We start from the raw sequence: 24772 nt of genomic DNA, 5'->3' as shown, positions 1-24772 counted from the left end.
AGATGTACGGGACGGAAGCTGCGCCGAAACTTTGACATGGACGGAGCCGGCGGTATTCTCTTTGTAGAAGGGGTTGTGAAGCAGGTTCAGGGAGGTGTTGATATGACCAGAATCGTTTCCTTCGCGGTTCTCTGCATAGCTCTTTCCGGATGCGCAAACGTAATGAGCAAACAGTCGATGCAACTGGTGGACAAGTCGGTATCTTTCGAAATGGTGCGGACGGACCCTGAAGCGTATAAGGGGAAGTACATACTCACAGGAGGCACCATCGCCGGCATTAGGAACAGAACCGGAGAAAGCCAGCTTGAAGTGGTACAGCTACCCCTCGACAGCAGCGGACGCCCTGAGGAGAGTTATGAAACCCGTGGGCGGTTCATTGCCGTAATGGACAAGTTCCTGGACCCCCTCATTTTCAAGCAGGGGAGGCAGGTGACGATTGTCGGCGAGGTGAGGGGGCAACAGGTGCGTCGCCTCGACCAGGTCGATTATGCATACCCGGTGCTGGGGGTCAGGGAACTTCACCTGTGGCAGCCGGAGCCCGAGCGATACGCACCGTACGGCTACGGTTACCCGTACTACCGGTACGATCCCTGGTGGCCCTACTGGTACAACAGACCCGGCCCGTATCGGTGGTGGTAGTCAATCACGCCTGTTCCTTGAGGCGAGAAAGAGGTAGTAGATAAGGAGCAGCGGCATCACCGACATCCCGGCGGCGAAGTTACCCTTGAAAAGCTGGAACGTGGCGAAGCCGACGATGCCGATGACTATGCAAATCTGGATGAGCGCCCAGACCCGTCTCATCACAGCGAGTCTCCTGAAGTTTGTTCAATCATGATATCCTCAATGCGGCGGAAGAGGCTGCCGCCGCTCCACTCGATGAAATGTAGCACCTGCAGGTTGAGCGGCAGCCCGGGGAGGTCGCCGCTGTTGCGCCAGTCGGTACGCAGCCCATAGCATACCTTCCCGAGGCCCGCAGCGAATCCGACCTCACTGGCAGTACCGGAATCGACCTCGGCGCCGTCCAGCACCGCGAACAGTATGTCGGCCTCCCTGATGAGGCGCTCGTTGGCTGAACCGATGACGCCGGCCAGGTCGCGCAGCATCCTGTGCCGCGCGTCGTGGCCGGTGACGTGGCGGGCCGCCTCCAGCTCCGCTGCATACGACTGCTCCCAGGGATCGGTAACCTCCAGCCCAACCTCCCGCAGTCTCGCCTTAACCCGCTCCAGATATCCAGAAAGCTCGTGACTGAAACCGAGAGGAGAAGCGAGGTAGGCCTTCCTCATTCGTTGCTCCCCATGAAGTTTCCCCCCTATTCCGCCGCAAGCTCATGCCGCGGCACCCTATCCACCTGCACTTGTAACAGAAACGGCACCCGGTGACCATTAAAAACAGCTCCGGATACCGGCCTTGACTTCACCTGCGCCTTTCTTTAATCTCAGGGATGGAAAGGTAGCCGTACATGGATCTGGTTCAAGACAAGCTGTACAAGCGGATCAAGAATGCAGTAGGACGGGCTGTCGCAGATTACGGGCTGATCGCTGATGGAGATCGCATTGCAGTCGCCGTTTCGGGAGGAAAGGACTCCTACTCTCTCCTTCACATACTGGAAACGCTACGCCGTCGGGCACCCGTAAAATACGAGCTGATCGCCGTCAACATCGACTCCGGCTACCCGGGCTTCCGGACGGACATCATCGAGGAGCACCTGCGGGCCCACGCCTTCTCTTTCCACATGGAGAAAACCGATCACTATGACATCATAAAGGAAAAGAGGCGCCCAGGGTCATCCTACTGCTCCATCTGCGCCCGCCTCAAGCGTGGCGTCCTCTACACCCTGGCACAGCGTCTCGGCTGCAACAAACTGGCCCTGGGCCACCACCTGGACGATTTCATCGAAACTCTGCTCCTAAACCAGTTCTTCGTCGGCTCCCTGAAGGCTATGGCCCCCTCAATGATGGCCGACAACGGTGTGACGACTGTCATACGCCCCCTGGTCTATGTGGAGGAACGGGACATCATCAATTTTTCGCGCGCCAACCGCTTTCCCGTCGTCTGCTGCTGCTGCCCTGTCTGCGGAAAGGCCGACCACCAGCGCAAGCGGATGAAGCAACTGCTTACGGAGCTTGAAAAGGAAAACCCGTTCATCAAACGGAGTCTGCTAAAGGCGCTCGCCAACGTACAGCCGCGCCATCTCCTCGACCGGCAGCTACGGAAGGACGGTTGCGTGGAGTAGCTGCCCTCCTCGCCGAAGCCCTGGCTCGTCCCTTCAACGCTTTCCACCTGATGCCGGCCAAGGCATCGGACACCGACAGCCAGCTGCAGTAAATCACGATGCACGCTCCGAATATCACTATTGGTTCCATCTGTCTCTCCTCCCCCTGCTTTATGGTTAGGAGATATCACCAACATGCGACAGGTTATGTCGCACCTACGACGCGAGGTCCACAATGAACCGTTTCATGCAGCCGCTCAGAATATCCATCCAGTGGCTCTTTCTTTTCTTCATGCTCTACCTGGGGGTACAGCTCTATCGCTTTGTCGCACACATCCGCAGCGGCGGCGTCCTCCCTTACGTGCCCCGTCCCGACGGTGTTGAGGGCTTCCTCCCCATCTCTGCATTGCTCTCGCTGAAGCAGTGGATCGTCAGCGGCACAATTAACCCTGTACATCCGGCAGCACTGGTGATTCTTCTGACAGTCATAGCGGTATCGCTTCTCCTCAAACGCTCCTTCTGCTCCTGGATCTGCCCGGTCGGGACCGTGTCGGAACTGCTATGGAAGAGCGGGTTTTCGCTGCTCCGGAGAAACAGTCGCCTGCCGCGCTGGCTCGACCTGGCACTGCGTGGGATAAAATACCTGCTACTGGCGTTCTTCCTCTACTCCATCCTTATAGCGATGCCGACCGCTGCAGTGGAATCCTTCATCAATTCCGACTACAACAAGATCGCCGACGTGCGGCTCCTGGAATTCTTTCTCAATCTGTCGGGTACGGCCCTCATAGTCGTCCTCGTCCTGCTCCTGCTATCGGTTCCCCTGCGCAACCCCTTCTGTCGCTTTCTATGCCCGTACGGCGCTCTGCTTGGCCTCGTATCGCTCCTGTCCCCGACAAAGGTGACCCGCAACAGGGAAATGTGCGTCTCATGCGGCGCCTGCAACTCGGCATGCCCTTCGGGAATTCGCGTGATGGAAAAGAAGAGGGTGCATTCGGAGGAGTGTATCGGCTGCTGGCGCTGTATAAGCCACTGCAGAGTACAGGGTGCCCTTGAGATGAAGCTGACGGGAAGACGGATCGTTATTCCTGGAATTCTATTCGCACTGCTGGTCGTGGGGATATTCCTTGGTGGGACCTTCGCCGGTAAGGCAACAGGCCACTGGCGGACCGGCACCGGAATCGAGGAATACCGGCGCCTTCTGGGCCCTTCACCAGACTGACCCGCTCATGACGAAAATGCCGACAAGCGAGCATGCACAACCGGGCAACCGGGAAACAGATGCCTTTACTTTGGCCGTTTCCAGGAAAGAAGCAGCTTGCCCTCCAGTGGAGTAACGGCTATCAGCTCCCATCCGGCATCGCCTTCAGTGTTCGCATCGTCAACAATCCCGTTCCACGTTGCTTCAACCAGCGTCGAGATGTTGATCCGATGGTCTACGGTCATCAAGGGGGCTGCGGCCTTCGTAAATTTGTATTCGAACTTCATCCAGCACCTCCTCCTGTTTCCGCAATGCTACTCCTCACGCGGCGCCATAATGGATCTGTTTTCAGTTCTGCATTGCCGCAGCACCCTCAGCGTCCACTCCGCCATCGGGCGAGGAGCATATCCGGTCGGCGACGGTGCGAAAGTGAAAGCCATAGATCGCCATTGTTATGGCAAGTGGAAGCAGTTGTGGCTTCCTCAGGAGCGACCAGAGGAATACCTTCCAGTAGTGCAGCCGCTCTTTCCCCATGAAACCAAGGAACCATATCGACCGGAAGAACGCCCTGATGTCCCTCTGATGCAGCATTCCCCACTGAGACGGACCCGATGGCCGGTACTCCTTCAGAAAGGTCATCAGCCGCGCGTAGAAGTAATCCGGGGAATAGATTGTCCTGACCAGACGCTGATATCCGGAAACCAGTACACGAGGGTTCATCAGCGGAATGTAATTCAGAAATATGTCCGTGTTGTTTCCGCTAGATCCGCTGAGGAGTCTTCCCTCGCGGGAGAGGCGGTGATGGAGCTTTGTCCCTCGCAGGACCATCAGTATCCCCACCATCGCGGTGACGATGCCACTCTCCTGTATGAACCGGAGCTGCTTTTCAAAGATGGCCGGGGTGTCGGTGTCGAATCCTACGATGAAGCCTCCCTGCACCTGGAGCCCCGCCCGGTGGATGCGCTTTACCGACTCGACGAGATCGCGGTTGCAATTCTGGATTTTTCCCGTCTCCCGGTGCGACTCCTCTTCAGGGCTCTCGATGCCGACGAAAACCTCCCGGAAACCGGCAGCGACCATCAGCTCCATCAGGATGTGGTCGTCCGCAAGGTTGATCGATACCTCGGTATAGAAGAAGAACGGGTATCCGCGCTCCTTCATCCATGAAATCATTGCCGGAAGTACGTCACTTTTCAGCTTCTGTCTGTCTCCAATGAAATTGTCGTCAACGAAGAAGACCCCTCCCCTCCATCCCACGTTATAAAGCGCTTCTAGTTCGGCAATTACCTGATCCGCTGCTTTTGTCCTCGGCTCTCGGCCGAAGAGTTGCGTGATGTCGCAGAACTCACAATCAAAGGGGCATCCCCGTGAATACTGTATGTTCATGGAAGCGTACTGCCGGCGGTCGATGAGTTCCCACCGGGGGAGGGGGGTGAAAGAAATATCGGGACGTCCCGCAGGGAGATAAAGGCGCTGCGGCGTCTGCTTTTCAAGGTCTTCCAGGAACCGGGGCAACGTCACCTCCGCCTCTCCGAGAACCAGGTGGGTAACGTCGGGGAACTCGTCATGGCAGGTGGTAAAAAGCGGCCCTCCCCCGACCGTTTTGACCCCCAGAGTACGGCACCGGTCAAGAACCTCCTTCGCCGACTCCCTCTGCACCGTCATTGCGCTGATGAACGCATAGTCCGCCCACATCAGGTCACGGTCCGACAGCCGGTCCACGTTCAGGTCGACCAGCCTCATCTCCCAGTTCGTCGGCAGCATTGCCGCGACCGTCAGAAGACCGAGCGGCGGAAAAACCGCCTTCTTCCCTATGAAGGGCAACGCATGCCGGAAACTCCAGTACGTGTCGGGGTATCGGGGATAGACGAGAAGAATCTTCATGTCCGGCTATGCCTCCTTCCCCTCGATAGGGTTGAGCGTTATTCCGCTTTCCGACATCGCTAACTCGCATAAACGGTTCGAGTGCCTTATTCCGCGTGACTTGAGAATCAACAGCGTCCGCCTCCTTCGATACCGCTCCTCCATATCACGAAGGAGGATCCAGGTATCTATGAGGGAAGAGACCTGAACTTCAGTGGATACGGCAAGCGATTCCTGATGGATGAGATCGGTAAAGATCGTTGTCACCTTCCGCATCTTCAGAAAGTCGATCAGACGCATCACCATGGACCTCGCCTGAAGCACGGTACCGACATCCGTCAAAGCCGTCATCGGGTCGAGAACCACGATCGCCGGGCTGAACTTGTCCACAATCCGATGCATGGTAAGCAGGTGCCTTTCGAGACCGTACATGGTTACACGTGCGGCATGAACCTGCAGCAGGCCCTTCTTCACCCACTGTTCCACGTCAAGCCCAACAGATTTCATATTGTGCATGGTCTGCGCTGCCGACTCCTCGAACCCGAAGTAGACACAGCGTTCCCCACGACGGCAGGCGGCATCAATACAGGTCATGGAGAGGGTTGTCTTTCCGGTGCCGGGGGTTCCGGAGATGAGGACGCTGCTTCCCTGTGCGTATCCCTTCCCCTGCATCATTTCGTCGAACTGCTGAACACCTGTCGAAAGGAAGGCACCTGATGGCTCGTATTCAAGGCGCAGCGACGTGATGGGAATAAGGGTTATTCCCTCGTCGTCGATCAGAAAAGGGAATTCATCGGAGGGATGGACCGATCCACGGTACTTGACAACCCTAAGCCGTCGGGTCGATATTTCTTCGGTCACGCGGTAATCGAGGGCTACCACACAATCGGCCATATACTCTTCGAACCCGCGGCGCGTTATGTTTTCAGATCCCGCCTCTCCAGTCACCACGACCGTCATGCCTCTTTCCTTCAGCCAGTTGAGAAGACCGCGCAACTGGAGCCGCAGCTTTCCCGAATCCGATACTCCGGAAAAAAGTGTATCGAGTGTGTCCACAACCACTCTTTTTGCGCCGACGGAGGAGATGGCATCGGCAAGGTGTATGAAGAGGGTGCCGATGTCGTATCCTCCTCCCTCCGTCAAGGTAACCTTACTGAGATCAACGCGGAGGATGAACAGCAGGCCCTTTTCCACCAGCGGCCGAAGATCCATCCCGACCGACTTCATGTCAGCGACAATATCTTCCGCCGTCTCTTCCAGGGTTACGTATACTCCCGGCTCATCCTCCGTTATTCCCTTGATGAGGAAGCTCATTCCAAAGGTTGTTTTTCCGCAGCCGGCATTCCCGGCGATGAGGGTCGACCGCCCTTGCGGATAGCCACCTCCCGTTATGTCGTCAAGCCCTTTTATGCCTGTGGAAGATTTAGCCGTTACGGAATGCATTCGCCCCCCTCGGGCTGCAGCTTGGTTCCACCCCCCCGACAAACCTCGGATGTCATACCCTCTGGACAACAAACCGGGCGCGGGATCACATGAATATTCAGCCATACGCGGAGATGCACGCATGACGGATAGAATGATTGTATCAATATTCGCCGGCTCTGCCATTCACACCGCTGGGGACGACCTAACGGACCAGTACATAGTTGCGTCCAAAAAGAGACATTCCGATAAAGCCGCGCATTTCCAATTTATCAGGGGAAACGAGCTTCATTTTGCATTTGTAATTCTTGCCACTCTGCGGATCGTAGCAGGCTCCGCCCCCCCAAGTGCTTCTGCCCGTTGCAGCCACCCCTTTCATGACCTGGAGCCCGAGAATCGGACGTTTCCTCAGGGCGGGATCGGGATTTTTCCTGTCGGTCTTGGTTTCCCCGACCGGCCCGTCTTTGCTGTCGAGGTAGACCGGCTCATCGAGGCCGACGATCTTTCCGCAGATTTTTTTGCCACATCTGAAAAATTCCAGTTTCACGTCTCCTTTTTCCGTCGTCCAATAGCCGAGTATGTCGTCCGGCCCGGCACCGTAGACGGGCAGCGCCGCCAGCAGAATTATGACGAAGGTTGCCCACAGTTTCATACATCCTCCCCCAAACAGGTTTTGACTGACGCTTTCGATAGGCGGCATACCGAATACAATGATTGTATCAATATTGACCTAATCCGCCATGCACGCCTGTGGACTATCCGGGACGCAGGCACTCCTCACGCCGCGGGGTCGGCTTTCAGATGGTATATTTAGAGAAAGTCCTGTAGTCTCCTTTCCGAAAGGAGGCAATGATGACTACGGAATCCCCCTTTCGTCATGCTGCGAAACCGGATTGGTACGCGCAGACCGCTCGGTTCGCTAGACCCGATCCCGGAAAGGCGAAATTGCAACTCCTTAACACCCTGCTCCCTTACGTTCTTGTTCTAAACCTGATGTTTCTATCCATACATCTTCACGTCCCGTATGCGATCACGCTCGGTCTTGCGGTGATAGGTGCGGCGTATCTAGTCCGGATCTTCATCATCTTCCATGACTGCACGCATGGCTCCTTCCTTCCGTCACCCCGCGCGAACAGAATCATCGGATATATCACCGGCATCCTCACCTTCACGCCTTTCGACGACTGGCGGCGTACCCATGCAGTGCATCACGTCACTGCAGGTGATCTGGACAGGCGCGGAACAGGTGATATCCGGACCCTGACGGTGGAGGAGTACCGGGAAGCTTCATTCTTCAAGCGGTTGGGTTACCGGCTGTACCGCAGCCCGCTCGTCATGTTCGGCCTCGGCCCCGGGTGGGTGTTTCTGCTGAGAAACAGGTTCCCCTTCAGAGGGTGGAAGAGGCGCGACCTCTACAGCGTCCTGTTCACCAACATAGCCCTCCTTACAATAATCAGCGCCGCCTCTGCAACCGTGGGTTTAAGGGCATACGCGGCGGTACAGCTGCCGGTGCTGCTGATAGCGGCCACTGTCGGCATCTGGCTGTTCTACATCCAGCACAATTTCCGGGGGATCTATTGGGCGCGGCATGAAAAGGTCGATCCGATCAGGGTGGCGCTGGAGGGGGCGTCATACTACAAGCTGCCGAGGCTGCTGCAATGGTTCACTGCGAACATCGGCTTCCATCACCTCCACCACATCCGCCCCGGAATACCGAACTATCGTCTGCAGGAGTGCTTCGAGGCCACCCCTCAGGTCCATGTCCCGCCGCTTACGATCCGTAAGAGCTTAAGCTCGCTTTCATTGAAACTGATAGATGAGGAAAACGGGGGCATGGTCGGCTTCACGTCCGCCGGCATTGCCAGTACTGCAGATGCACAGGGAGCGTTTACATTGAACGGACTGCGCGGCTTGCTTGTCGATATCTGGAATGTCTTCCTGCTCCACGCGGTAGTGGCCCATGTAAACAACGGGCTCATTCCGGCAGCAGCATTCCTCCTTCTACTTTCCATCGCTACCGGAGATGTCTACCTGGAACGCACCGTGCTGCATCTGCTGCTCATTGCCTTATGCATGATCCCCGTTTCCTTCTTTTCAGGCATTCTTGATTGGCGTCGCAAATTTCACGGAGCGCGTGCGCCTGTCTTCTTCAGAAAGATATGGCTTACGGTATCCCTGTTCCTCCTGGTTGGTAGCGCCGCAATGGCCCGTTTAAGCTTCGGACAATCGGCATTTTCCAGGTGGATCTATGCCGGCTGCGTCTTCGCCTCGTTTCCCGTTGTAGTCCTGCTCGGGCATTACGGGGCGAAGCTTGCGTCGGCACGGAAATAGTGCCTGAGCTAACTTTGTTTTGAGATGTATAAAATCATCAGCGGCAGGGTCAGGAGGCGATGAAAAGCGCAGCATACCTTGGGATGGTCGGGCAGGTGGGATTGATTTGAATTGGGATTAAGAAAAAATGAAGGCCGCTAGCGATAGCGGCCTTTTTGTAGCCTGGCTTACGCCTCTTCTTCCTCGCCGAGGGCGATGTCCCGGTAGACACGCTCCTCTTCGAACCGCTTCGTCTGTGCCTGCTGCTTCTCGATGTCCGACTTGCACTTGACGCAGAACCGCGCGAAGGGGACGACCTTCAGTCTTCCGAGAGGAATCTCCTCTTCGCACTCCTCGCAGATGCCGAACTCACCCTCTTCGATTTTCATCAGGGCTTCATCGATATTGCGCAGCTTCTCCCGTTCACGGTCGCTCAGCAGGAGCCCCAGCTCCCGGTCCCGCTCCGATGAAGCCTGGTCGTAGATATCTCCGCTCGGTTCGCCGCTCTTTACGTCGGAGCCGGTCCTGACCGCTTTGCTTATCTCTTTGAGGGTGTCCTCCTTCATCTTCAGGAGCAACTCCTTCATTTCGTCCATTTTTTCAACCATCCAGTTTCACTCCGTTCAATAAGGTTTTCCGCCGCGAAGGCGTCGCAATAATACAGCAAATTGCCCTTTTGTCAAGGCGTTGGGTCAGGCGGCTCCGACGATCTCTCCGATGAGGTCGTAATCGGACGAATCGGTTATGCGCAGGTTCACGATGTCGCCGATCTTGGCTTCTCCTGCGGTGATGTAGACCTGGCCGTCTATGTCTGGTGCCTGGCGGGAGGAGCGCCCTTTCAGAAGCAGTTCCGTCTCCTCGCTGTAACCCTCGACCATCACCTGCTCCACCATATCGATGAGCCGGCGGTTACGCTTGAAAGAAACCCTTGCCTGGACACGCATCAGCTTCTTGTACCGCTCGCGCTTGGTCCGCTCGGAAACCTGTTCGGGCATGGACGCGGCAGGGGTCCCTTCTTCCTGCGAATAGCAGAAAACTCCGAGCCGGTCGAACTGAATTTCCTCCACGAAACTAAGAAGCTTTTTGAAGTCCTCTTCGGTTTCGCCGGGAAACCCTACAATGAAGGAAGTTCGCAAAGCTATGTCTGGGATTTCGGTTCTGATCTTGCCAATAAGATTCCTGATCATACCCTCGTCGCTTCGGCGGTTCATCTTCGACAGTATGGGATCGCTTATGTGCTGTAGCGGTATGTCCAGATACTTGCAGACCTTGGGCTCAGTCTTTATCAGCTCGATCAGTCCGTCGGTTATCCCATCCGGATAAGCGTAGAGAAGCCGTATCCACTGAAGCCCCTCAAGGCGGGCCAGCTTACGGATCAGGTACTCCAGCGAGGCGCCGGTGCCGAGGTCCTTGCCATACCCGGTGATGTCCTGGGCAATCAAGTTGATTTCCTTCACACCACCGGCAACAAGATTCGACGCTTCCTCCATCAGTTTGTCCGTCGGACGAGACCTGAACGATCCGCGAAGGGATGGAATAACGCAATAAGAGCAGCAGTTTGAACACCCTTCGGCTATCTTCAGGTATGCCGTGTAATGGGGCGACGACTTGAGCCTCGGTAGGTCCGCGTCGTAGGTGAAGTTCGGATCCCCCGTATACCGGAGCTGCCCGGAAGTGCCGCTCTTCTCGGCAATAATTTCAGCGATCCTCGGGTAGTCGCCGGTGCCGACGAAAATGTCCACCTCGGGAAGCTCTTTGGCCAGTTCTTCCTGATACCGCTGAGGAAGACACCCGGTTACGACGAGGAGACGGCAGCAGCCATCCTCCTTCCTGTCAGCAAGGTCGAGAATGGTGTCGATACTTTCCTGCTTAGCCTCTTTGATGAAGGAGCAGGTATTGACGATGATGATGTCGGCTTCCCGCTCGTCGGTTGTAACCTCGAATCCCTCGTTTGACAGGTATCCGAGCATCACCTCCGCATCGACTAGATTTTTGGGGCAGCCGAGGCTGACCAGGCTTACTTTTTCTTTTTGTGTAGTCAAATGTCCCTCTGCCAAGTAATTTCAGGTTCCTGAAATGAATTTGCTCAAAAACTGTCAGATCGGCGCACCCGCAGGAAGCCCCGCGGAGGCCTAGCAGCGCTACGCCGCACACTTTCACTTGTAAAAGTGGACCGCTTATGCGCCCGAAGGGTGAGGCCGCAGGCCGAAGTCACAAGGCGGCTTCCGAGGACGGCGGCGAGATGGCTGTTTTGCAGCGACCTCTAAGACCTGAAGTTCACGAACTGCAGCTCGACCCCCAGATCTTTCCCCTTTAGTATCCTGATGACCTCCTGGAGGTCGTCTATATTCTTTCCCGTGACCCGCACCTGGTCATCCTGGATCTGGCTCTGGACTTTCAGCTTCGTCTCCTTGACGACAGCGTTGATATCCTTCCCCTTCTCCTTGGATATTCCTTGCTGGATAGTTATAAGTTGCCGCACCATCCCCCCCGAAGCAGGTTCCGCCTTCTCTTGCTGCATCGACTTCAGGGAGAGGTTCCGCTTCACGAATTTCGACTGGAGGATGTCGACGATCGCCTTGAGGCGGAAATCACCATCAGCAAGTATTTTTATGGCATCCTTCTCAAGGGTCACCTCGCTCTTCGATCCCTTGAAATCGTAACGCTGGGTGATCTCTTTAACCGTCTGGTTAACGGCGTTGTCTACTTCCTGCATATCGACCTTCGAAACGATGTCAAACGACGGCATGAAACCTCCTGGCAAAAATTCAGGTTAAGGTGAGGTCAAGGTTGAGGAAAACCCTTAACCTCAACCTTAACCTGCCTTTACTGTTTTATAACTTCCGCCCCTGACGGAATCTTGAAAGTGAAGCGGTCTCCGCTTATTCCGCGGTTGACCTTTACCCTGCTGAAGTCGATGGTGGTGCGGTTGCCGATGGGATCGTGGACTATGGATGATACCACCGGAAACGCCGCTTCCGCTTTCCCCGCCGAACGGAAATTGTCAACAGCTTTGGAGTCTATAACCAGCTCGAGCTTCAGAATGCTCTGGCTCTGCCGTTTCGGGGAAAGCTGAAGAAGGTAGTTCCCCTTCTTGTCCCGTTGGGGGGAGGCGAACGCAACGGTGAAGTCCTTCGATATCCGCCCCATTCCCGTCAGGTAATTGAGCGGCATCCCCTTACCCCCCTCAAGGAGGGCCGCCATGTCGCTCACCAACACCTGGTTGTTCTCCGCCACGTAGTACCATATTGTCTTCCCGTTAGAGACGATCTGCTGGCGCGGCTTGTCGTAGTTGAAACGGAACATTGTCGCCCCCGATGGACGCTTTTTCAGAAACACCTCACCGGCCCCCCGCTCTTTCCTCTTAAGGGAGGAGATGAAAGTATCCTGGGAGAAGCTTGCCTGCATGTCGTCTAGGGCGTTGTAGCTCTGCTCCAGGGTGGCGACCACCGTCTGGAGATCCGCGTCGGCCGAAGCGGCAGCAACGAGGTTTCCGGAAAGAAGAGCGAAAGCTGCCATGAGAATGACAACGAAACGCATGCCTCTTCTTATTTTCATGATCATCCTCCCAGCACGTAGGTGAAAAGGCGACGGACTGTGTCGCCCTGATTCAGCGACTTGTACGGCAGCTAAGGCTGCAGCGGCGGCTTCACGTCTAACGGGTCGTCGGCGGCCTCACCACCTGCACGTCAGGCGGCACGACAAAAAAGAAGATGCTCTCCGAAAGCCGCGAATTTGTGCGGATGTTACTGAATTCCATGATAGTGCTGTTCCCCTCGCGATCCGTCATTGTGGTCGAGCGGATCGGGAACAAAAGTTCCTGCCGAGGCGGGAACCGGCTCGGGTCCACGTGGCTCAGCACAGCCTCCCTGCTCACTACGATGAGCAGCCTGTCTATGGTCGCCATGACTCGGCGCGGCTGTAGTTCGAGAATGTAGTTCCCCTCGATGTCCTGCATCTCGGATGAAAAGGTAATCAGGAAGTCCTTCGATATCCGCCCGAGGCCCTGAAGAAAATTTGTGGCTCTCGTTCGTTCAGGATTGAAATTGAAGGGATTGAAGACGAAGCTGACGTCACTCTGTATCACCTGGCGGTTAGCCGGCAGATACATCCACATGGTCCGGCCGTCGCTCACGATCTGCTGGGTAGTGGGCCGGAAGTAGTCGAACCGGAACATCAACGGCTCCCGCTCCGTGGCAGTGCGAAGAAACATCTGCCCGTCTCCCCGCATTTCCCGCATATCCCGCCCTTTTTCCACCAACGTCGAGCTCTGCATGAAATCAGCCGTGACATCCCGAACCCTGTTCGGGCTGTCCGGCTTGAATGCATTCTCCACCGTAGCTACTACATCACGCAGTCCCACAGGGGTCTGCACGGCCGCATGGGCAGGCACCACAAGAAACAATGCCAGCAGACTCAGGGCGATCCTCCGCACCTCTAACATGATTCCCTCCCCTCAAATGGTCGAAAATTCTGCCATAACTCCCCTGGGCATGCAACCACTTTGAGGTGAGCCGCACTCATTTAAGGCCATGCCCGACAGCTATTCCTGGGGAGAAAAATGATCGAATCCGCGAAACCTTACAGGATAAGGAAGCCCGTTGCGATCGAATACCGAAAGGCCCTCCTCCGTGGTTACCTCGCCAATTACCGAGAGGGGCGCCCCCGTTTCCGACAGCATCTCTACGGCCGCCTGGTGAGCTTCAGGGGGTATGGTAAAGAGTAGCTCGTAATCCTCTCCACCCGCGAGAGATAGTTGCAGCGGGTCCTCCCCCGCGTGACGGCATGCATCCCGGAAGCGGTCGGAACAGGGGATGCTGCCGGCGCCGAGACGCGCTCCCACTCCGGACTGCTTTAGGATGTGCCCGAGGTCGGCGAGGAGACCGTCGCTTACGTCGATCATGGCTGAGACGATTTTGGCATTTGCCAGGAGCAACCCTTCACGTACCCTGGGAAACGGGTCAAGGTGCCGGTCGATCGCCCACCCGCTCCGCTCTCCACGGCGCAGCAGCTCAAGGCCCAGGGCCGACTCGCCGACTTCTCCGGTCAGGCAGACGAGATCACCCGGACGAGCCCCGCTGCGGCGAATTACCAGTTCCGGGAGCTGTTCGCCGAGGAGGGTGATGGAGATGACGAGGTCGCCACGCGAAGCGCAGGTATCGCCACCGACGAGGGTGACTCCGAACTCTTCAGCCCGCTGAAGGAGCCCACGTGTAAAGCCGTCGATCGCCTCCACGGGAAAATGCGGAGGGATTGCAAGTGAAAGAAGGAAGAAGCGGGGCCGCCCCCCCATGGCAGCTACATCCGACAGGTTTACGGAAAGTGCTTTTCGCCCGAGGACAACTGGATCGCAGAAATCGAAATCGAAGTGTACCCGCTCAACGAGCATGTCGGAGGTAACCAGGGTGACGGTGCCCGGAGTAGCTGTAGTTGCAGCGGCATCGTCACCGATGCCGATCGCTACTCCGGGGCTTTGCTTTACACCGGCGGCGATCCGGTCGATTAGGCCGAATTCGCCAAGGGAATTGATTTTCACTGCTTGGCGCCGACCACCACCCCTTTCCGGGGCGTTACCACCACCCGGCGCGGCGTCGGTTTTCCTTTCGTAGCATTGGTTTTACCTGGCGACGTAGGGGCCGGCGGAAATTTTTCCAGCGCCACCGCGAGCACATCGTCGATGGTCTTGGCAGTGACAACCTTGATCTTCTTGAGGATATGGCGCGGAATATCCTCCAGATCCTTCCTGTTCTGCTCCGGAATGATCACCGTTGTGACCCCAGCCCTGATTGCGGCGAGAATCTTTTCCTTCAGGCCGCCTATGGGGAGGACCTTTCCTCGAAGGGTGATCTCGCCGGTCATCGCCACCTCTTTGCGAACAGGCGTCTTGGTCAAAGCCGAAATGAGCGCGGTCGCCATGGTGATACCGGCAGAGGGGCCGTCTTTCGGGATCGCACCAGCAGGGACATGCACGTGGATCTCGATCTCATGGAAAAAATCCTCGGTAAGCCCCAACTCCGTCTCTTTCGACCGGATGTATGAGAGAGCGGCCTGGACCGACTCCTTCATCACATCGCCGAGCTGACCTGTCAGGGTAAGACCGCCTTTCCCCTTCATGATCGTGGATTCGACGAAAAGCACCTCGCCGCCGACCGGAGTCCAGGCAAGGCCGGTGGCTACACCGACCTCGTTCTGCTTCATCTCCTCTTCCCGCAGGTATCGCGGCGGGCCGAGGTAACGCGGAACAGCGGCGGAGTTGATCTTGAAGTGCCGTTTCTCCCCTTCGGCTACCCTGCGCGCCACCTTGCGGCATATGCTGCCAATCTCCCGTTCCAGGTTTCTCAGCCCCGCTTCACGGGTATATTTGCCGATGACAGTCTTTATTGCATCATCGGTTATGCTGAAGATTTCGTCGGTGATCCCGTTCTCCTTTATCTGGCGGGGCACGATATACCGCTTTGAAATCTCAAGCTTCTCCTCTTCGGTATACCCGGAGAGAGTGATCACTTCCATCCTGTCACGGAGCGGCCCCGGTACCGGGTCGATCTGGTTCGCGGTAGCAATGAACATCACATTGGACAGGTTGAAGGGGAGGTTGATGTAGTGATCCGAGAAGGAATGGTTCTGCTCCGGATCGAGCACCTCCAGGAGCGCCGACGAGGGATCGCCACGGAAATCGGCGCCGATCTTGTCGAGCTCGTCGAGCATGAAAACCGGATTGTTGGCTCCTGCCTGCTTTAGTCCCTGGAGGATGCGTCCCGGCAATGCCCCGACATACGTGCGGCGGTGCCCCCTGATTTCAGCCTCGTCCCGCACGCCGCCGAGGGAGATGCGGACGAACTTCCGTCCCATTGCCCTGGCGATGGACTTCCCTAGGGAAGTTTTTCCAACCCCCGGAGGACCGACGAAGCAGAGAATGGGACCCTTCATCTTCTTCTTAAGCTTGCGGACCGCCAGGAACTCGAGGATCCTCTCCTTGATCTTTTCCAGGTAGTAGTGGTCCTCGTCGAGGATCTCCTTGGCTCGGGGGATGTCGAGAATGTCCTTGGTCGACTTGCTCCATGGGAGATCGACCATCCAGTCCATGAAGGTCCGCAGCATCCCGGATTCGGCCGAATCGGGATGCATCTGCTCAAGCCGGCCCAGCTGCTTGAGGGCCTCCTTCTCTATGTTGGGGGGCATCTTCGCGTTGTCGATGGCCTTGCGAAGCTCGGCCATCTCCTCCGCCCGTGCGTCAGTTTCTCCGAGTTCCTGCTGGATTGCACGCAACTGCTCGCGCAGGAAATACTCACGCTGGCTCTTGCCCATCTCCTCCTTCGCTGCGGACTGGATGCGAGCCTGCATGTTGAGGAGTTCATACTCCTTGTTGAGAAACTCGTTGACACGCTTGAGGCGCTCCAACGGGTCTATGATTTCAAGAAGGCGCTGTGCTTCCTCCACCTTGAGTCCGATATTGCTGGCTATAAGATCCGCAAGGCTTCCCGGCTCCTGCATGTTTTCGACTATCACCATCACTTCCGGAGAAATCACCTTGCCGAGGGAGATAATCTTAGTCAGCTGCTCCTTCACCGTGCGGATGAGCGCTTCCGTTTCGATGGACTGCTCGGTCGTCGCCGGCTCCGAGACCCTGTCCACACGGACTGAGTAAAACGGCTTGGAGGAAATATACTCGCTGATGTGCCCTTTGGTGAGGCCCTGCACAAGAATCTTCACCCGTCCGTCCGGGAGTTTGAGCATCCGCATGATCATTGCGACGGTGCCCACATCGTAGATCGCTTCGGGCGCGGGGTCCTCATCGCTAACGTCCTTCTGGGTCGCGAGGAATATAAGACGGTCGCGCGAAAGCGCGTGATCCACGGCGGCGATGGATATCTCCCGCCCGACGAAGAGAGGGAGAATCATGTACGGGTACACCACCACATCCCGTACCGGGAGCAACGGCAGGATTTCCGGTATCTTGAGTTCTTCGGTATCCGGTTTGGTTTCCATCTCCATCTCCTTATCCAATCGGTATCTCCCTGATCAGGCCGGCCTTGTCCTTGACTCGCGGAAAGGAAACTACAAGGACGCCGTTCTGATATGTGGCTTCAACCCCCGCGACGTCCACCGCAGGGGGTATCTCAAGGGTCTTGCAGAAGCGGCCGAAAGAGCGTTCCAGACATATGTAGCTGACATCGTCCGGGCGGGGTTCTTCCCGTTTTGCTCCTTCGACTACCAGGGTGTTGCAGCACATGCTCAACGACAGATCCGAACGATCGAATCCCGGAAGGTCCATTTCAACAATCAGGTGGTCCGCCGTTTCAAAAACATCGACCGGCGGTACATAAGCTCGTTCGCCGGAAGTGTCGCGCCTCTCGAATTCAGAGAGGTACGTGAAGATCTCGTTTATCTGCTGCCGGAAAAGGGTCAGCCAGTCGACCGGATCTTTCGGTATGGGGGGCATGGCTCTCCCTGCGGGCTGACCTGCGACCCGACCGTCCTGCATTAACGGTTCAAAATCTGCATTGATTTAACCATCTTTGCCGCGAAAGTCAAGGTAATCCCCGTCCAGTGGGCACTTGCGCCCATACCTACCCGTTTAGCTTCGGCATTTCCGCGAAATAGTTGAGGGAAGCCGATACCGTCAACGTTGAATTTTGCAGGACCGGTGTGTATAATCCCGCCTCATTACGAAGGGGGGGCCTGAATGGGAACACCGATAAAACGAGCTATATTGCGGATGCTCTTGCTGGGCACACCGCTGTTGACATGCGGTTTCGACTGGGGATTTGCGTCACGGGACAAGTGCGACCAAGCGAAGGAGATGGCCGCTGCCATCGCTGGCGAAAGCAGCGAGGCAATAACAGAAAAGGAGACGGAGATACTTGCTCTGTGTCCCGAAGGAGCTGCGGGGCATTTCGTTGCGGGAAGCAGGTTCGAAAGGCTCGGCAACAGGGATAAAGCCCTGTCCGAGTACCGGGAGAGCCTCGCACTTGATCCTACCTTCTCCGAAGCGAATGCACGCCTAGGTAGAATCCAGCTGCAGATGGGTAACCTGGACGAAGCGGCAGTGGAGCTCACCCGCGCACTCTCCTCCAAAGCCGATCCCTCCTACCACAAGATTCTCGGCGACATTTACCGCCAGAAGAAGCTCCCCTCTCTTGCCCTTTATCATTACGGCGAGGCCGAAAAATCAATATCGGACGACACCGGCATAATCCTCGGCATCGCCGAGGCCTACCGCAGCCTCGGACAGCTCGACAACGCTGAGCAGGATTACCGCCGTGCACTCGCTCTCTCCCCTGACAATGTCCCCGCTCTCCTGGGTCTCGGAGAGACCTTGAAGGCCGCCGGCAAGATAGACGCGGCGATCACGGAAACAAAGAAAGCGGCAGACGCCGCTCCATCCGGTAAGGAAGCTCACCTTCTCCTCGCAGAGCTCTTTGTTAAAAAGGGAGACATGAAGGCGGCGGCCGAACAGAGCAAGCTCGCCGGACGGGAGTTGGTACCCGTCGTCGACCCCCAGGAACAACTCAAGTTGGGTGACGAGGCTATGGCTGCCGGGGATTTCGCCAGGGCTGTGGCTGCATATCAGTCGGCCCTGGGTGCAAAGCCGAAATGGCAGGATGCACTGCATAAACTGGGTGACGCCCATGCCGCTGCAGGCAATGATGACAAAGCCATAGAGTCTTACCTTGATGCCGCCCGGCTTGGCGGAAGCACGGCTGAGTTGAGGTTCAAGACTGGGACACTTTACGAGAAAAAGGGACTGCTCGATGAGGCTGTTGTGGAGTATCGAAAAACCCTCGCCGCCAACTCAGGCAACGCCGAAGCCCGCCGTCGGCTTGCCGACATCTACGCCGCACGGGGGAGCTTTCCGCAGGCTATCGAGCACTACCAGGAGCTGCTAAAGCTCAAGGGGGACGATGCGCCCAGCCGCCTGAAGCTGGCCAGGGTTCTTGTAACGACAAAAAACAACAAGAAGGCGATTGAGGAGTACGAGCAGACACTGAAGATCGACGGCGAAAACGTTGAAGCGCACCGGGAGCTCGCTTCGATCTACCGGAAAGAAAATCAGATGGAAGAGGCCGAAAAGCAGTACCGCGAGGTGCTCCGGCTGAAGAAGGATGACGCCGAAGCACGCAACGCCCTGACGGCCATCTTTGTAAAGAACAAGAACTACAACGACCTTGTTGCCCTTCTCAAGGAAAATGTCGAGCTGAATCCGAATGATCCTAACAGCCACTATAAGCTGGGGCTAGTCCATGAGTTCCAGAAAAATTATGAAGAAGCCACCACATCATACAAACAGGCAGTAGAGTTGGACGGGGGCCATGCCAAGGCGCTCAATGCCCTTGGAAGGCTCTACATGAAAATGGGCCGCATCAATGAAGCCAAAGAAGCTCTCGAATCCGCTAAAAAGGCGGATCCGACACTGGAGGAAACCTCACTTCTGCTGAACAATATCCGTGACGAACTCACTCCTGAACCGAAGAAATACAAAAAATCAAAGAAAAAGATCAAAAAGAAATCGAAAAAAGTGAAAAGCAAAACAAGCAAGAAAAGCAAGAAGAAGAAATAATGAACCCGGCAGTCGGAAGATTTTCCACGCCGCTCACAAAGACGAAAAAGGAAAAGGCCGGGTATCCGGCCTTTTCCTTTTCGCCCATCATTGAATTGTAATGCAGAATCTGTTCAGTCGCAGTGTGTATCGCTGCTCCTTCTACGTCAGGAGGACTCGCCTGCGAGAGGGATGATCCTCACCTTCGCGATGCCTTTGCCCAAGAAGCCGAGCTGGCGCGCCGCTGCCCGGGACAGATCTATGAACGGCTTCTTTTTCTTCTTGCACCGGTCATTGATCGTCACGATGACTTCCTTCTTGTTGACGATGTTGACGACCTTTACCTTCGTCCCGTGAGGGAGACTGGGGTGAGCGGCGGTCATCTTCTCAGGGTTGTAGCGTGCCCCCGAATTGGTCCTTCTGCCGTTGTAGTACGTGGCGTAGTAGGAGGCAATCCCCTCTACCCCCTCGGGACCTTCGGAAACAGCTATGGAACTTTTAGAAACGGTTCCGGCGGGAATTTCTTCTGCCTGCAGGGGAAGTGTGTTGAACGGGAGGGTCATCTGGCAGACCAGGAAAGTCACCGCCAGTGCGCCCCTCAGGCTCAGTGATGCCATGCGCACCTCCTTGTTGGGCGAGGGTGCTATATAGCACACGAGATAGACACGGTCAAGAACAATGACCCCTAATTAAAGCTCCAGCCATCACATGGTCGCCCACTCCATGAAAGCATACCAGCGGAGAAAGGTAGTGCACGTTTCCCGAGCCGTTTCAGCGATGCCGGCGGCTATTCACCAGTAAAAATCCTGTTTCCCGCTTCGCTCGAAGCAATGCCGGGTTCCTCCTGATTAAGCCTCTGAAGCTGAATGCTGTACCTTTTCAGCTCCGTGGCATCGTGAACCGTGATAACGGTACCCTGGACTTCCGGCATCTCCTTGTCGCTGAAGGGATACGTGTTAAGCACGAACCATCTTTCCGTCGGCTCGTGGTAAAGTTCCATACTTTCCAGGTAGATCGTGCCGGTCATCAGATGGCAATCGTGGAGCAACTCCACCCAGTTCTTCCCTATTATCTGATTGTAAGAAAGGCCGGCAAAGTCCCTGAACGTCTTGTTGCACCTTCTGATCCTGCCCTCCCTGTCAGCAAGGATGACCATGTTTCCCATATGGTCCATGGTCATCTCCCACTCCTTCTTCCCTGCTTCCACAAGCCGAAAGAGCTTCGTCAACTCCTCATGCTTTTTGAAGAGCGCCGCCTGGCTCCGCACCAGCTCGTCCTCCATCTCCCGCTGTTCGGTAACATCCCGAGCAACGGCGATGAGACATGCCTCACCCTTGAAATCGATTACGTCCGCCGACCAGAGCATGCACCTGATATCACCGGACCTCATTCTGAAGCGGACCTCAAGATTCCGCACCAGGCCGTGCTCGTCCAGCAGCTTAAGCATCCGGAGGCGTTCCGGCGGGTCGGCCCATATTCCCAACTCGATGGAAGTCTTCCCGATGACTTCTTCACGGGTATAGCCCGTGAGACTCAGAAAGGCATCGTTCACTTCCAGATATCTGCCGTCCGAAGCGCTACTCATGGCAATCCAGTCGGGGCTCGCCTGAAAAGCCTTCGAGAATTTCTCTTCCATCTGGTGCAGGGCATCCTCGACACGTCGCCTTTCGGTAACGTCTTGAAGAGTTCCCACCATCCTGAGTGGCGCCCCCTCTGCATCCAGCGTCACCTCCCCCTGCTGATGCACGATACGCTCCCCACCATAGGGAAGAAGAATGCGGTGTTCGATGCTCAATTCCTTCTGCATGTAGATCGCTTCGTTAACCGAGCGGTTCACGAGCCCTCGGTCCTCCGGGTGCACCGCCCGCAGAAAGGTCTCGTAAGCGGCGGGAGTTTCCCGTGGGTAGAGCCCGAGAATGCGGTAGGTCTCGTCGGACCAGAACATCTCGTTGGTCTGTACGTTCCAGTCCCAGTTTCCGAGTCGTGCGATCCGCTGTGCCCTGGCGAGGCTCTCTTCGCTTCTCCGCAGTGCCTCCTCGACCCGCTTGCGCTCGAAGGCGTACCGGATCGAGCGATCCAGGAGAAACGCGTTCAGCTCCGTCTTGATAAGGTAATCCGCCGCCCCCGCCTTGATAGCGGCTTCATCCACATCCCGCGCGTGGGTCTCGGTCATTATTATGAAGGGCGCACTGATCCCCGCCGAAACAGCTTCCCTGAGCAACTGAAGTCCCGTCTGATCCCCGAGACGGTAATCGAGCAGGTAGACGTCGTGCCCCTTAGCAGAAATGGTCTGCAGCCCCGACCGGTAATCCCCTTCCCATTCAAGGGAGAGGTGGTCGCCGAGTTGTAAAAGCAGCCCGCTTATCAGCCGGTAGACATCTTCATCCCGGCTGACGAGCAGAATGCGCAGACATCCTTCCGTCACATGCGCTCCTTTGCGGCAGCAGCGATAGTCGAGGGTTCAATGGCTCCTTATCGGAAACGGATAGACCTGCTTGAGGATTCTGACCGGCGAAAGGAGCTGCCTGATTTGCTACTAGGCAACAAACAGGTTTTTCCCGCTTGGAGGGATAAGTCCCGCCTTCTCACCCCGAGAAAGGAGAGCAGAGACGGCTGCCTCCCCTTCCCTCCCCAGATCATGGGAGTAATTGTTTACGTAAAGTCCGATGTGGGCCGCGCAGACCTCATCGCTCATCTCCTGGGAGTGTGCGCGGATATAGCTTATGGCGGCGGCCGGATGGGCAGATGCGTAGGCAACGCTCAAAGCGAGCGCTCTTTCGATGGAATCGACTGTGGGACTACCCAGTGAGCGCTTTGCGACGATACCTCCCAAAGGTATCGGCTGTCCCGTCTCGCGCTCCCACCACTCCCCGAGGTCGAGAAGCTGAACAAGGCCCTGTTCCTGAAAGGTGAAGCGGGATTCGTGTATGATGAGCCCGGCGTCGGCCTCCCCCCCGGCGACAGCCCCCATGATCCGGTCGAACGGCATCACGATGAAGTTGTCCAGGCACGGGTCGAAGAGGCGCAGAAGAAGAAGGGCGGTCGTGTATCGTCCCGGAACGGCGATTTTCCTGCCACGAAGGGCGGAAGGCGAGCCCGGTTCCCGCGCGATGACGAGAGGACCGCAGCCCCGGCCGAGAGCGCCTCCCGACCGAAGGAGGCAGTACTCCTCCCGGACAAAACCGAGCAGATGGTACGATATCTTGCTCACGTCCAGTTCTCCTGCCAAAACCAGCCGGTTCAGGGTCTCCACGTCCTCAAGTCGCTCTTTGAAACTGAGTTTCCCCTCCACAAGTCCGTGCACCAGTGCGTAAAAAATGAACGTATCATTGGGGCAGGGAGAATACCCGAGTGTCAATGGATTCATGCATTACTCCGTAATGGTGCGACCGGCATCACGCCGGCATTTCGAGCAAACGCAGCAGCACCTTTTGAACGTTGGCAACGGCGATGTCTATATCCCAGCGGGAAAGATCACGATTTTCCACCATGTTGCTTATGCCGCGCAACTCCAGGCAGGCGACTCCATGTCGGGCGGCGAGATGGGCAGCGGCAGCCCCTTCCATATTTTCACAGATGACTCCGAAGCGGCGTTCGAGTTCATCCCCTCGCTCATCGGTTCCGCTGCATGCCGATACAGTCGCGAAGGGTCCGCGCCTGACGGTAAATCCCAGCGCCGCTGCCGCATCGGCAGCAGCCTCAGCCGATCGGGACGAGAGCCTGAAGCTGTTGAAGCAGCGCTCGGCTTCCCCCGCCCAGAGCGGTATTCCTATGCAATCAAGCGGCTGCCAGCCCTCCCTGGAAAGTACCCCTTCATCGGCGTAAATTTCGCTATCGGCAACCGCGATGTCCCCGACACTGAGGCCACTGCCCCGATAGGCGCCACCGCACCCCGTGTTGACAAGGAGAGCTGAGGGATGCCGGGAGAGCAGTTGCGCGATGCATCCGGCGGTGTTAACCTTCCCCAGACCCGTTTCCGCAATAACGACATCCCTCCCTCGGATCGTGCCGACGCGGCACTCCCACCCTCCGGGAAGCCGCTCCGTCCGGCCCTCGGCCGCTTGCAGGAGCAACCCGAGCTCGCGGGCAGTTGCGGCAGTAATGATTACAGGTTCCACAGGGGTGCCTTTCAGGAAAATTGGAATGGAATAATACCACACAGAAACTGTCGCAACAATCTTTCTGCATTCGAAACAAACCTAATGCACGTGCGCCTGTAACCTAGCATTAAAGGCCCGATTTTCCCTTGCATAACGCCGGTGCATCTAATATATTCTGGCAGTTTTCCAATTCTTATCAGGATCTTCCATGCTGAGATGGATCGTTCCAGTCAACATCGGCCTCGCGCTTCTCATCACCGCCGGCGTCGCCAAGATATCCTCCGACCTGATCGCCTTCAGGCTGGGGAAAGTCTTTCCCCAAACTGGCAAAAAAGCCGCTGCGCCTGTATCTGCACCCTCAGCGCCGGAAGATCTCGCGAGCTACTCCCCTATTCTCGAAAAGGGACTGTTCGGCAAGGCCACCCAGGGAAAGCTGAGTCCTGTAGTGGCAGCAGCAGCGACCGCCACTGCGGCCCCGGCCGCCGGTGCCATCGAATCCGACCTGCTTCTCCTCGGAACGGTGCTCGGGTCCTATCGGCAGTCGTTCGCGCTCATACAGCGCAGATCAACAAAGGAAGAGCGCGTGTTCCGCCTCGGTGACACCGTCTTCGACATGGGGGCGCTGGCATCGGTACAGAAGGAAACTGCGGAGATCGAAACGGGCGGAAGGCGCGTCAAGATCTATTCTCCCACCGCAGCAGGAGAGGCAGCTGCATTGCCCTCCGCCCCCCCGCCGCCGCAAGGTTCAGGTGGAGGACTGGCCTCACAGATCGGGGCAGGCAGTTACGTCATCGACCAGCGGGCTCTCAATGCCGCCCTCGACAATATCGGCCAGGCAATGACTGATGCGCGCCTTCTGCCTAGCGTGAAAGAGGGCAAAGTAGAGGGCTTCCGTGTCTCCGAGGTAAAGCCTCAGGGCATCTTCGGAACCATCGGCATCAAGAATGGCGACGTTCTTCTGCGCATAAACGATTTCCCCATCGACTCCCCGGAGAAGGCGATCCAGTCTTTCGCGGCGCTTAAGGGTTTGAGCCGGATCAAGCTCGACCTGATAAGGGACGGGCAGCCTGCAACTTTCACGTATGACATCCGTTGACAGGTCACTGGCGAGGCTGGAGCCAGGTACTCCC

24 protein-coding genes are annotated in these 24772 nt (G+C 56.7%); 6 read left to right on the top strand and 18 right to left on the bottom strand.

The features are described 5' to 3' along the window. Window positions 1-102: 102 nt before the first annotated feature. Window positions 103-639, top strand: coding sequence for a Slp family lipoprotein (locus CFB04_RS14340; protein ID WP_157698804.1), 537 nt, complete (start codon window positions 103-105; stop codon window positions 637-639). Here the strand turns inward: CFB04_RS14340 and CFB04_RS17945 are convergent, their stop codons facing one another. Continuing rightward, window positions 640-804: a hypothetical protein gene (locus CFB04_RS17945; protein WP_157698803.1), complete on the bottom strand. Its 165-nt coding sequence runs from the start codon at window positions 802-804 to the stop codon at window positions 640-642. It abuts the gene before it with no gap. Further along, window positions 801-1283, bottom strand: a complete 483-nt coding sequence (locus tag CFB04_RS14335) for a nucleoside 2-deoxyribosyltransferase (RefSeq protein ID WP_088535954.1) — start codon at window positions 1281-1283, stop codon at window positions 801-803. Before CFB04_RS14335 ends, CFB04_RS17945 begins: the two co-directional genes overlap by 4 nt. Before the next feature lie 176 nt (window positions 1284-1459). On the opposite strand from CFB04_RS14335, the gene ttcA reads away from it, so the two are divergent. Then, the gene (gene ttcA / locus CFB04_RS14330; RefSeq protein WP_088535952.1) at window positions 1460-2233 is read left to right on the top strand and encodes a tRNA 2-thiocytidine(32) synthetase TtcA; all 774 of its coding nucleotides are present in this window, start codon (window positions 1460-1462) and stop codon (window positions 2231-2233) included. 214 nt (window positions 2234-2447) lie between these two features. Next, the gene (locus CFB04_RS14325; RefSeq protein ID WP_088535951.1) at window positions 2448-3431 is read left to right on the top strand and encodes a 4Fe-4S binding protein; all 984 of its coding nucleotides are present in this window, start codon (window positions 2448-2450) and stop codon (window positions 3429-3431) included. A gap of 65 nt (window positions 3432-3496) precedes the next feature. Here CFB04_RS14325 and CFB04_RS14320 read toward each other — a convergent pair whose 3' ends face one another. The 4 genes from CFB04_RS14320 to CFB04_RS14305 form a co-directional block, all read right to left on the bottom strand. Beyond that, the gene (locus CFB04_RS14320; protein ID WP_088535949.1) at window positions 3497-3697 is read right to left on the bottom strand and encodes a hypothetical protein; all 201 of its coding nucleotides are present in this window, start codon (window positions 3695-3697) and stop codon (window positions 3497-3499) included. A 61-nt stretch (window positions 3698-3758) separates the two neighbouring features. After that, window positions 3759-5294, bottom strand: coding sequence for a B12-binding domain-containing radical SAM protein (locus tag CFB04_RS14315; protein ID WP_088535947.1), 1536 nt, complete (start codon window positions 5292-5294; stop codon window positions 3759-3761). Between the two features lie 6 nt (window positions 5295-5300). Then, a complete protein-coding gene (gene kaiC / locus CFB04_RS14310) occupies window positions 5301-6716 on the bottom strand; it encodes a circadian clock protein KaiC (protein WP_088535945.1) in 1416 nt (471 codons plus the stop codon). 184 nt (window positions 6717-6900) lie between these two features. After that, window positions 6901-7347 (bottom strand): DUF2147 domain-containing protein, encoded by a 447-nt coding sequence (locus tag CFB04_RS14305; protein ID WP_157698802.1) that lies wholly within the window; start codon window positions 7345-7347, stop codon window positions 6901-6903. Window positions 7348-7544: 197 nt separating this feature from the next. Between CFB04_RS14305 and CFB04_RS14300 the strand changes: the two genes are divergently transcribed. Then, entirely contained in the window at window positions 7545-9026 is a 1482-nt protein-coding gene (locus CFB04_RS14300) for a fatty acid desaturase (RefSeq protein ID WP_231934199.1), read from the top strand. A gap of 167 nt (window positions 9027-9193) precedes the next feature. Here the strand turns inward: CFB04_RS14300 and CFB04_RS14295 are convergent, their stop codons facing one another. The 8 genes from CFB04_RS14295 to CFB04_RS14260 form a co-directional block, all read right to left on the bottom strand. Next, a complete protein-coding gene (locus tag CFB04_RS14295) occupies window positions 9194-9613 on the bottom strand; it encodes a TraR/DksA family transcriptional regulator (protein WP_088535939.1) in 420 nt (139 codons plus the stop codon). Window positions 9614-9697: 84 nt separating this feature from the next. After that, window positions 9698-11047 carry a 30S ribosomal protein S12 methylthiotransferase RimO gene (gene rimO / locus CFB04_RS14290; protein ID WP_088535937.1) on the bottom strand — a complete coding sequence of 450 codons (1350 nt, stop codon included), beginning with the start codon at window positions 11045-11047 and terminating at the stop codon, window positions 9698-9700. 221 nt (window positions 11048-11268) lie between these two features. Further along, window positions 11269-11754: a YajQ family cyclic di-GMP-binding protein gene (locus CFB04_RS14285; RefSeq protein ID WP_088535935.1), complete on the bottom strand. Its 486-nt coding sequence runs from the start codon at window positions 11752-11754 to the stop codon at window positions 11269-11271. 77 nt (window positions 11755-11831) lie between these two features. Next, on the bottom strand, window positions 11832-12563 hold the full coding sequence (locus tag CFB04_RS14280) for an outer membrane lipoprotein carrier protein LolA (protein WP_231934198.1): 732 nt from the start codon (window positions 12561-12563) through the stop codon (window positions 11832-11834). A gap of 97 nt (window positions 12564-12660) precedes the next feature. Further along, the gene (locus CFB04_RS14275; RefSeq protein WP_088535933.1) at window positions 12661-13449 is read right to left on the bottom strand and encodes an outer membrane lipoprotein carrier protein LolA; all 789 of its coding nucleotides are present in this window, start codon (window positions 13447-13449) and stop codon (window positions 12661-12663) included. 99 nt (window positions 13450-13548) lie between these two features. Further along, window positions 13549-14541, bottom strand: coding sequence for a thiamine-phosphate kinase (gene thiL, locus CFB04_RS14270; RefSeq protein WP_088535931.1), 993 nt, complete (start codon window positions 14539-14541; stop codon window positions 13549-13551). Continuing rightward, window positions 14538-16991 carry an endopeptidase La gene (lon, locus tag CFB04_RS14265; protein ID WP_172825508.1) on the bottom strand — a complete coding sequence of 818 codons (2454 nt, stop codon included), beginning with the start codon at window positions 16989-16991 and terminating at the stop codon, window positions 14538-14540. The genes thiL and lon overlap by 4 nt, the downstream gene beginning before the upstream one ends. Window positions 16992-17001: 10 nt before the next feature. Continuing rightward, window positions 17002-17445, bottom strand: coding sequence for an Hsp20/alpha crystallin family protein (locus CFB04_RS14260; RefSeq protein ID WP_088535929.1), 444 nt, complete (start codon window positions 17443-17445; stop codon window positions 17002-17004). 243 nt (window positions 17446-17688) lie between these two features. Here CFB04_RS14260 and CFB04_RS14255 point away from each other — a divergent pair, with 243 nt between their 5' ends. Beyond that, complete coding sequence (locus CFB04_RS14255) at window positions 17689-19563, top strand: tetratricopeptide repeat protein (protein WP_231934197.1); 1875 nt, start codon at window positions 17689-17691, stop codon at window positions 19561-19563. Between the two features lie 146 nt (window positions 19564-19709). On the opposite strand, the gene CFB04_RS14250 is transcribed toward CFB04_RS14255, so the two are convergent. The 4 genes from CFB04_RS14250 to mqnB all read right to left on the bottom strand — a co-directional run bounded on the left by CFB04_RS14250 (window position 19710) and on the right by mqnB (window position 23660). Beyond that, complete coding sequence (locus CFB04_RS14250; RefSeq protein ID WP_088535926.1) at window positions 19710-20159, bottom strand: septal ring lytic transglycosylase RlpA family protein; 450 nt, start codon at window positions 20157-20159, stop codon at window positions 19710-19712. A 170-nt stretch (window positions 20160-20329) separates the two neighbouring features. Continuing rightward, window positions 20330-21967 carry a PAS domain S-box protein gene (locus CFB04_RS14245; protein WP_088535924.1) on the bottom strand — a complete coding sequence of 546 codons (1638 nt, stop codon included), beginning with the start codon at window positions 21965-21967 and terminating at the stop codon, window positions 20330-20332. A gap of 111 nt (window positions 21968-22078) precedes the next feature. Then, window positions 22079-22909, bottom strand: coding sequence for a 1,4-dihydroxy-6-naphthoate synthase (locus CFB04_RS14240; protein WP_088535921.1), 831 nt, complete (start codon window positions 22907-22909; stop codon window positions 22079-22081). A 28-nt stretch (window positions 22910-22937) separates the two neighbouring features. Then, entirely contained in the window at window positions 22938-23660 is a 723-nt protein-coding gene (gene mqnB, locus CFB04_RS14235; protein WP_088535920.1) for a futalosine hydrolase, read from the bottom strand. A gap of 190 nt (window positions 23661-23850) precedes the next feature. Between mqnB and gspC the strand changes: the two genes are divergently transcribed. Beyond that, a complete protein-coding gene (gspC, locus tag CFB04_RS14230; RefSeq protein ID WP_088535918.1) occupies window positions 23851-24738 on the top strand; it encodes a type II secretion system protein GspC in 888 nt (295 codons plus the stop codon). Window positions 24739-24772: the final 34 nt, after the last annotated feature.

Origin of the sequence: Geobacter sp. DSM 9736, assembly GCF_900187405.1 — a bacterium.
Lineage (GTDB): Bacteria > Desulfobacterota > Desulfuromonadia > Geobacterales > Geobacteraceae > DSM-9736.
Note: the sequence above shows the minus strand (reverse complement) of the source record. Positions and strands in the feature narration are given on the sequence as shown.

Bases quoted from the DNA above. Each gene is read 5' to 3' on its own strand.
- CFB04_RS14340 (WP_157698804.1), top strand. From the start codon at position 103: ATGACCAGAATCGTTTCCTTCGCGGTTCTCTGCATAGCTCTTTCCGGA.
- CFB04_RS14335 (WP_088535954.1), bottom strand. From the start codon at position 1,283: ATGAGGAAGGCCTACCTCGCTTCTCCTCTCGGTTTCAGTCACGAGCTT.
- ttcA (WP_088535952.1), top strand. From the start codon at position 1,460: ATGGATCTGGTTCAAGACAAGCTGTACAAGCGGATCAAGAATGCAGTA.
- CFB04_RS14325 (WP_088535951.1), top strand. From the start codon at position 2,448: ATGAACCGTTTCATGCAGCCGCTCAGAATATCCATCCAGTGGCTCTTT.
- CFB04_RS14320 (WP_088535949.1), bottom strand. From the start codon at position 3,697: ATGAAGTTCGAATACAAATTTACGAAGGCCGCAGCCCCCTTGATGACC.
- CFB04_RS14315 (WP_088535947.1), bottom strand. From the start codon at position 5,294: ATGAAGATTCTTCTCGTCTATCCCCGATACCCCGACACGTACTGGAGT.
- kaiC (WP_088535945.1), bottom strand. From the start codon at position 6,716: ATGCATTCCGTAACGGCTAAATCTTCCACAGGCATAAAAGGGCTTGAC.
- CFB04_RS14305 (WP_157698802.1), bottom strand. From the start codon at position 7,347: ATGAAACTGTGGGCAACCTTCGTCATAATTCTGCTGGCGGCGCTGCCC.
- CFB04_RS14300 (WP_231934199.1), top strand. From the start codon at position 7,545: ATGATGACTACGGAATCCCCCTTTCGTCATGCTGCGAAACCGGATTGG.
- CFB04_RS14295 (WP_088535939.1), bottom strand. From the start codon at position 9,613: ATGGTTGAAAAAATGGACGAAATGAAGGAGTTGCTCCTGAAGATGAAG.
- CFB04_RS14285 (WP_088535935.1), bottom strand. From the start codon at position 11,754: ATGCCGTCGTTTGACATCGTTTCGAAGGTCGATATGCAGGAAGTAGAC.
- CFB04_RS14280 (WP_231934198.1), bottom strand. From the start codon at position 12,563: ATGAAAATAAGAAGAGGCATGCGTTTCGTTGTCATTCTCATGGCAGCT.
- CFB04_RS14275 (WP_088535933.1), bottom strand. From the start codon at position 13,449: ATGTTAGAGGTGCGGAGGATCGCCCTGAGTCTGCTGGCATTGTTTCTT.
- lon (WP_172825508.1), bottom strand. From the start codon at position 16,991: ATGGAAACCAAACCGGATACCGAAGAACTCAAGATACCGGAAATCCTG.
- CFB04_RS14260 (WP_088535929.1), bottom strand. From the start codon at position 17,445: ATGCCCCCCATACCGAAAGATCCGGTCGACTGGCTGACCCTTTTCCGG.
- CFB04_RS14255 (WP_231934197.1), top strand. From the start codon at position 17,689: ATGGGAACACCGATAAAACGAGCTATATTGCGGATGCTCTTGCTGGGC.
- CFB04_RS14250 (WP_088535926.1), bottom strand. From the start codon at position 20,159: ATGGCATCACTGAGCCTGAGGGGCGCACTGGCGGTGACTTTCCTGGTC.
- CFB04_RS14240 (WP_088535921.1), bottom strand. From the start codon at position 22,909: ATGAATCCATTGACACTCGGGTATTCTCCCTGCCCCAATGATACGTTC.
- gspC (WP_088535918.1), top strand. From the start codon at position 23,851: ATGCTGAGATGGATCGTTCCAGTCAACATCGGCCTCGCGCTTCTCATC.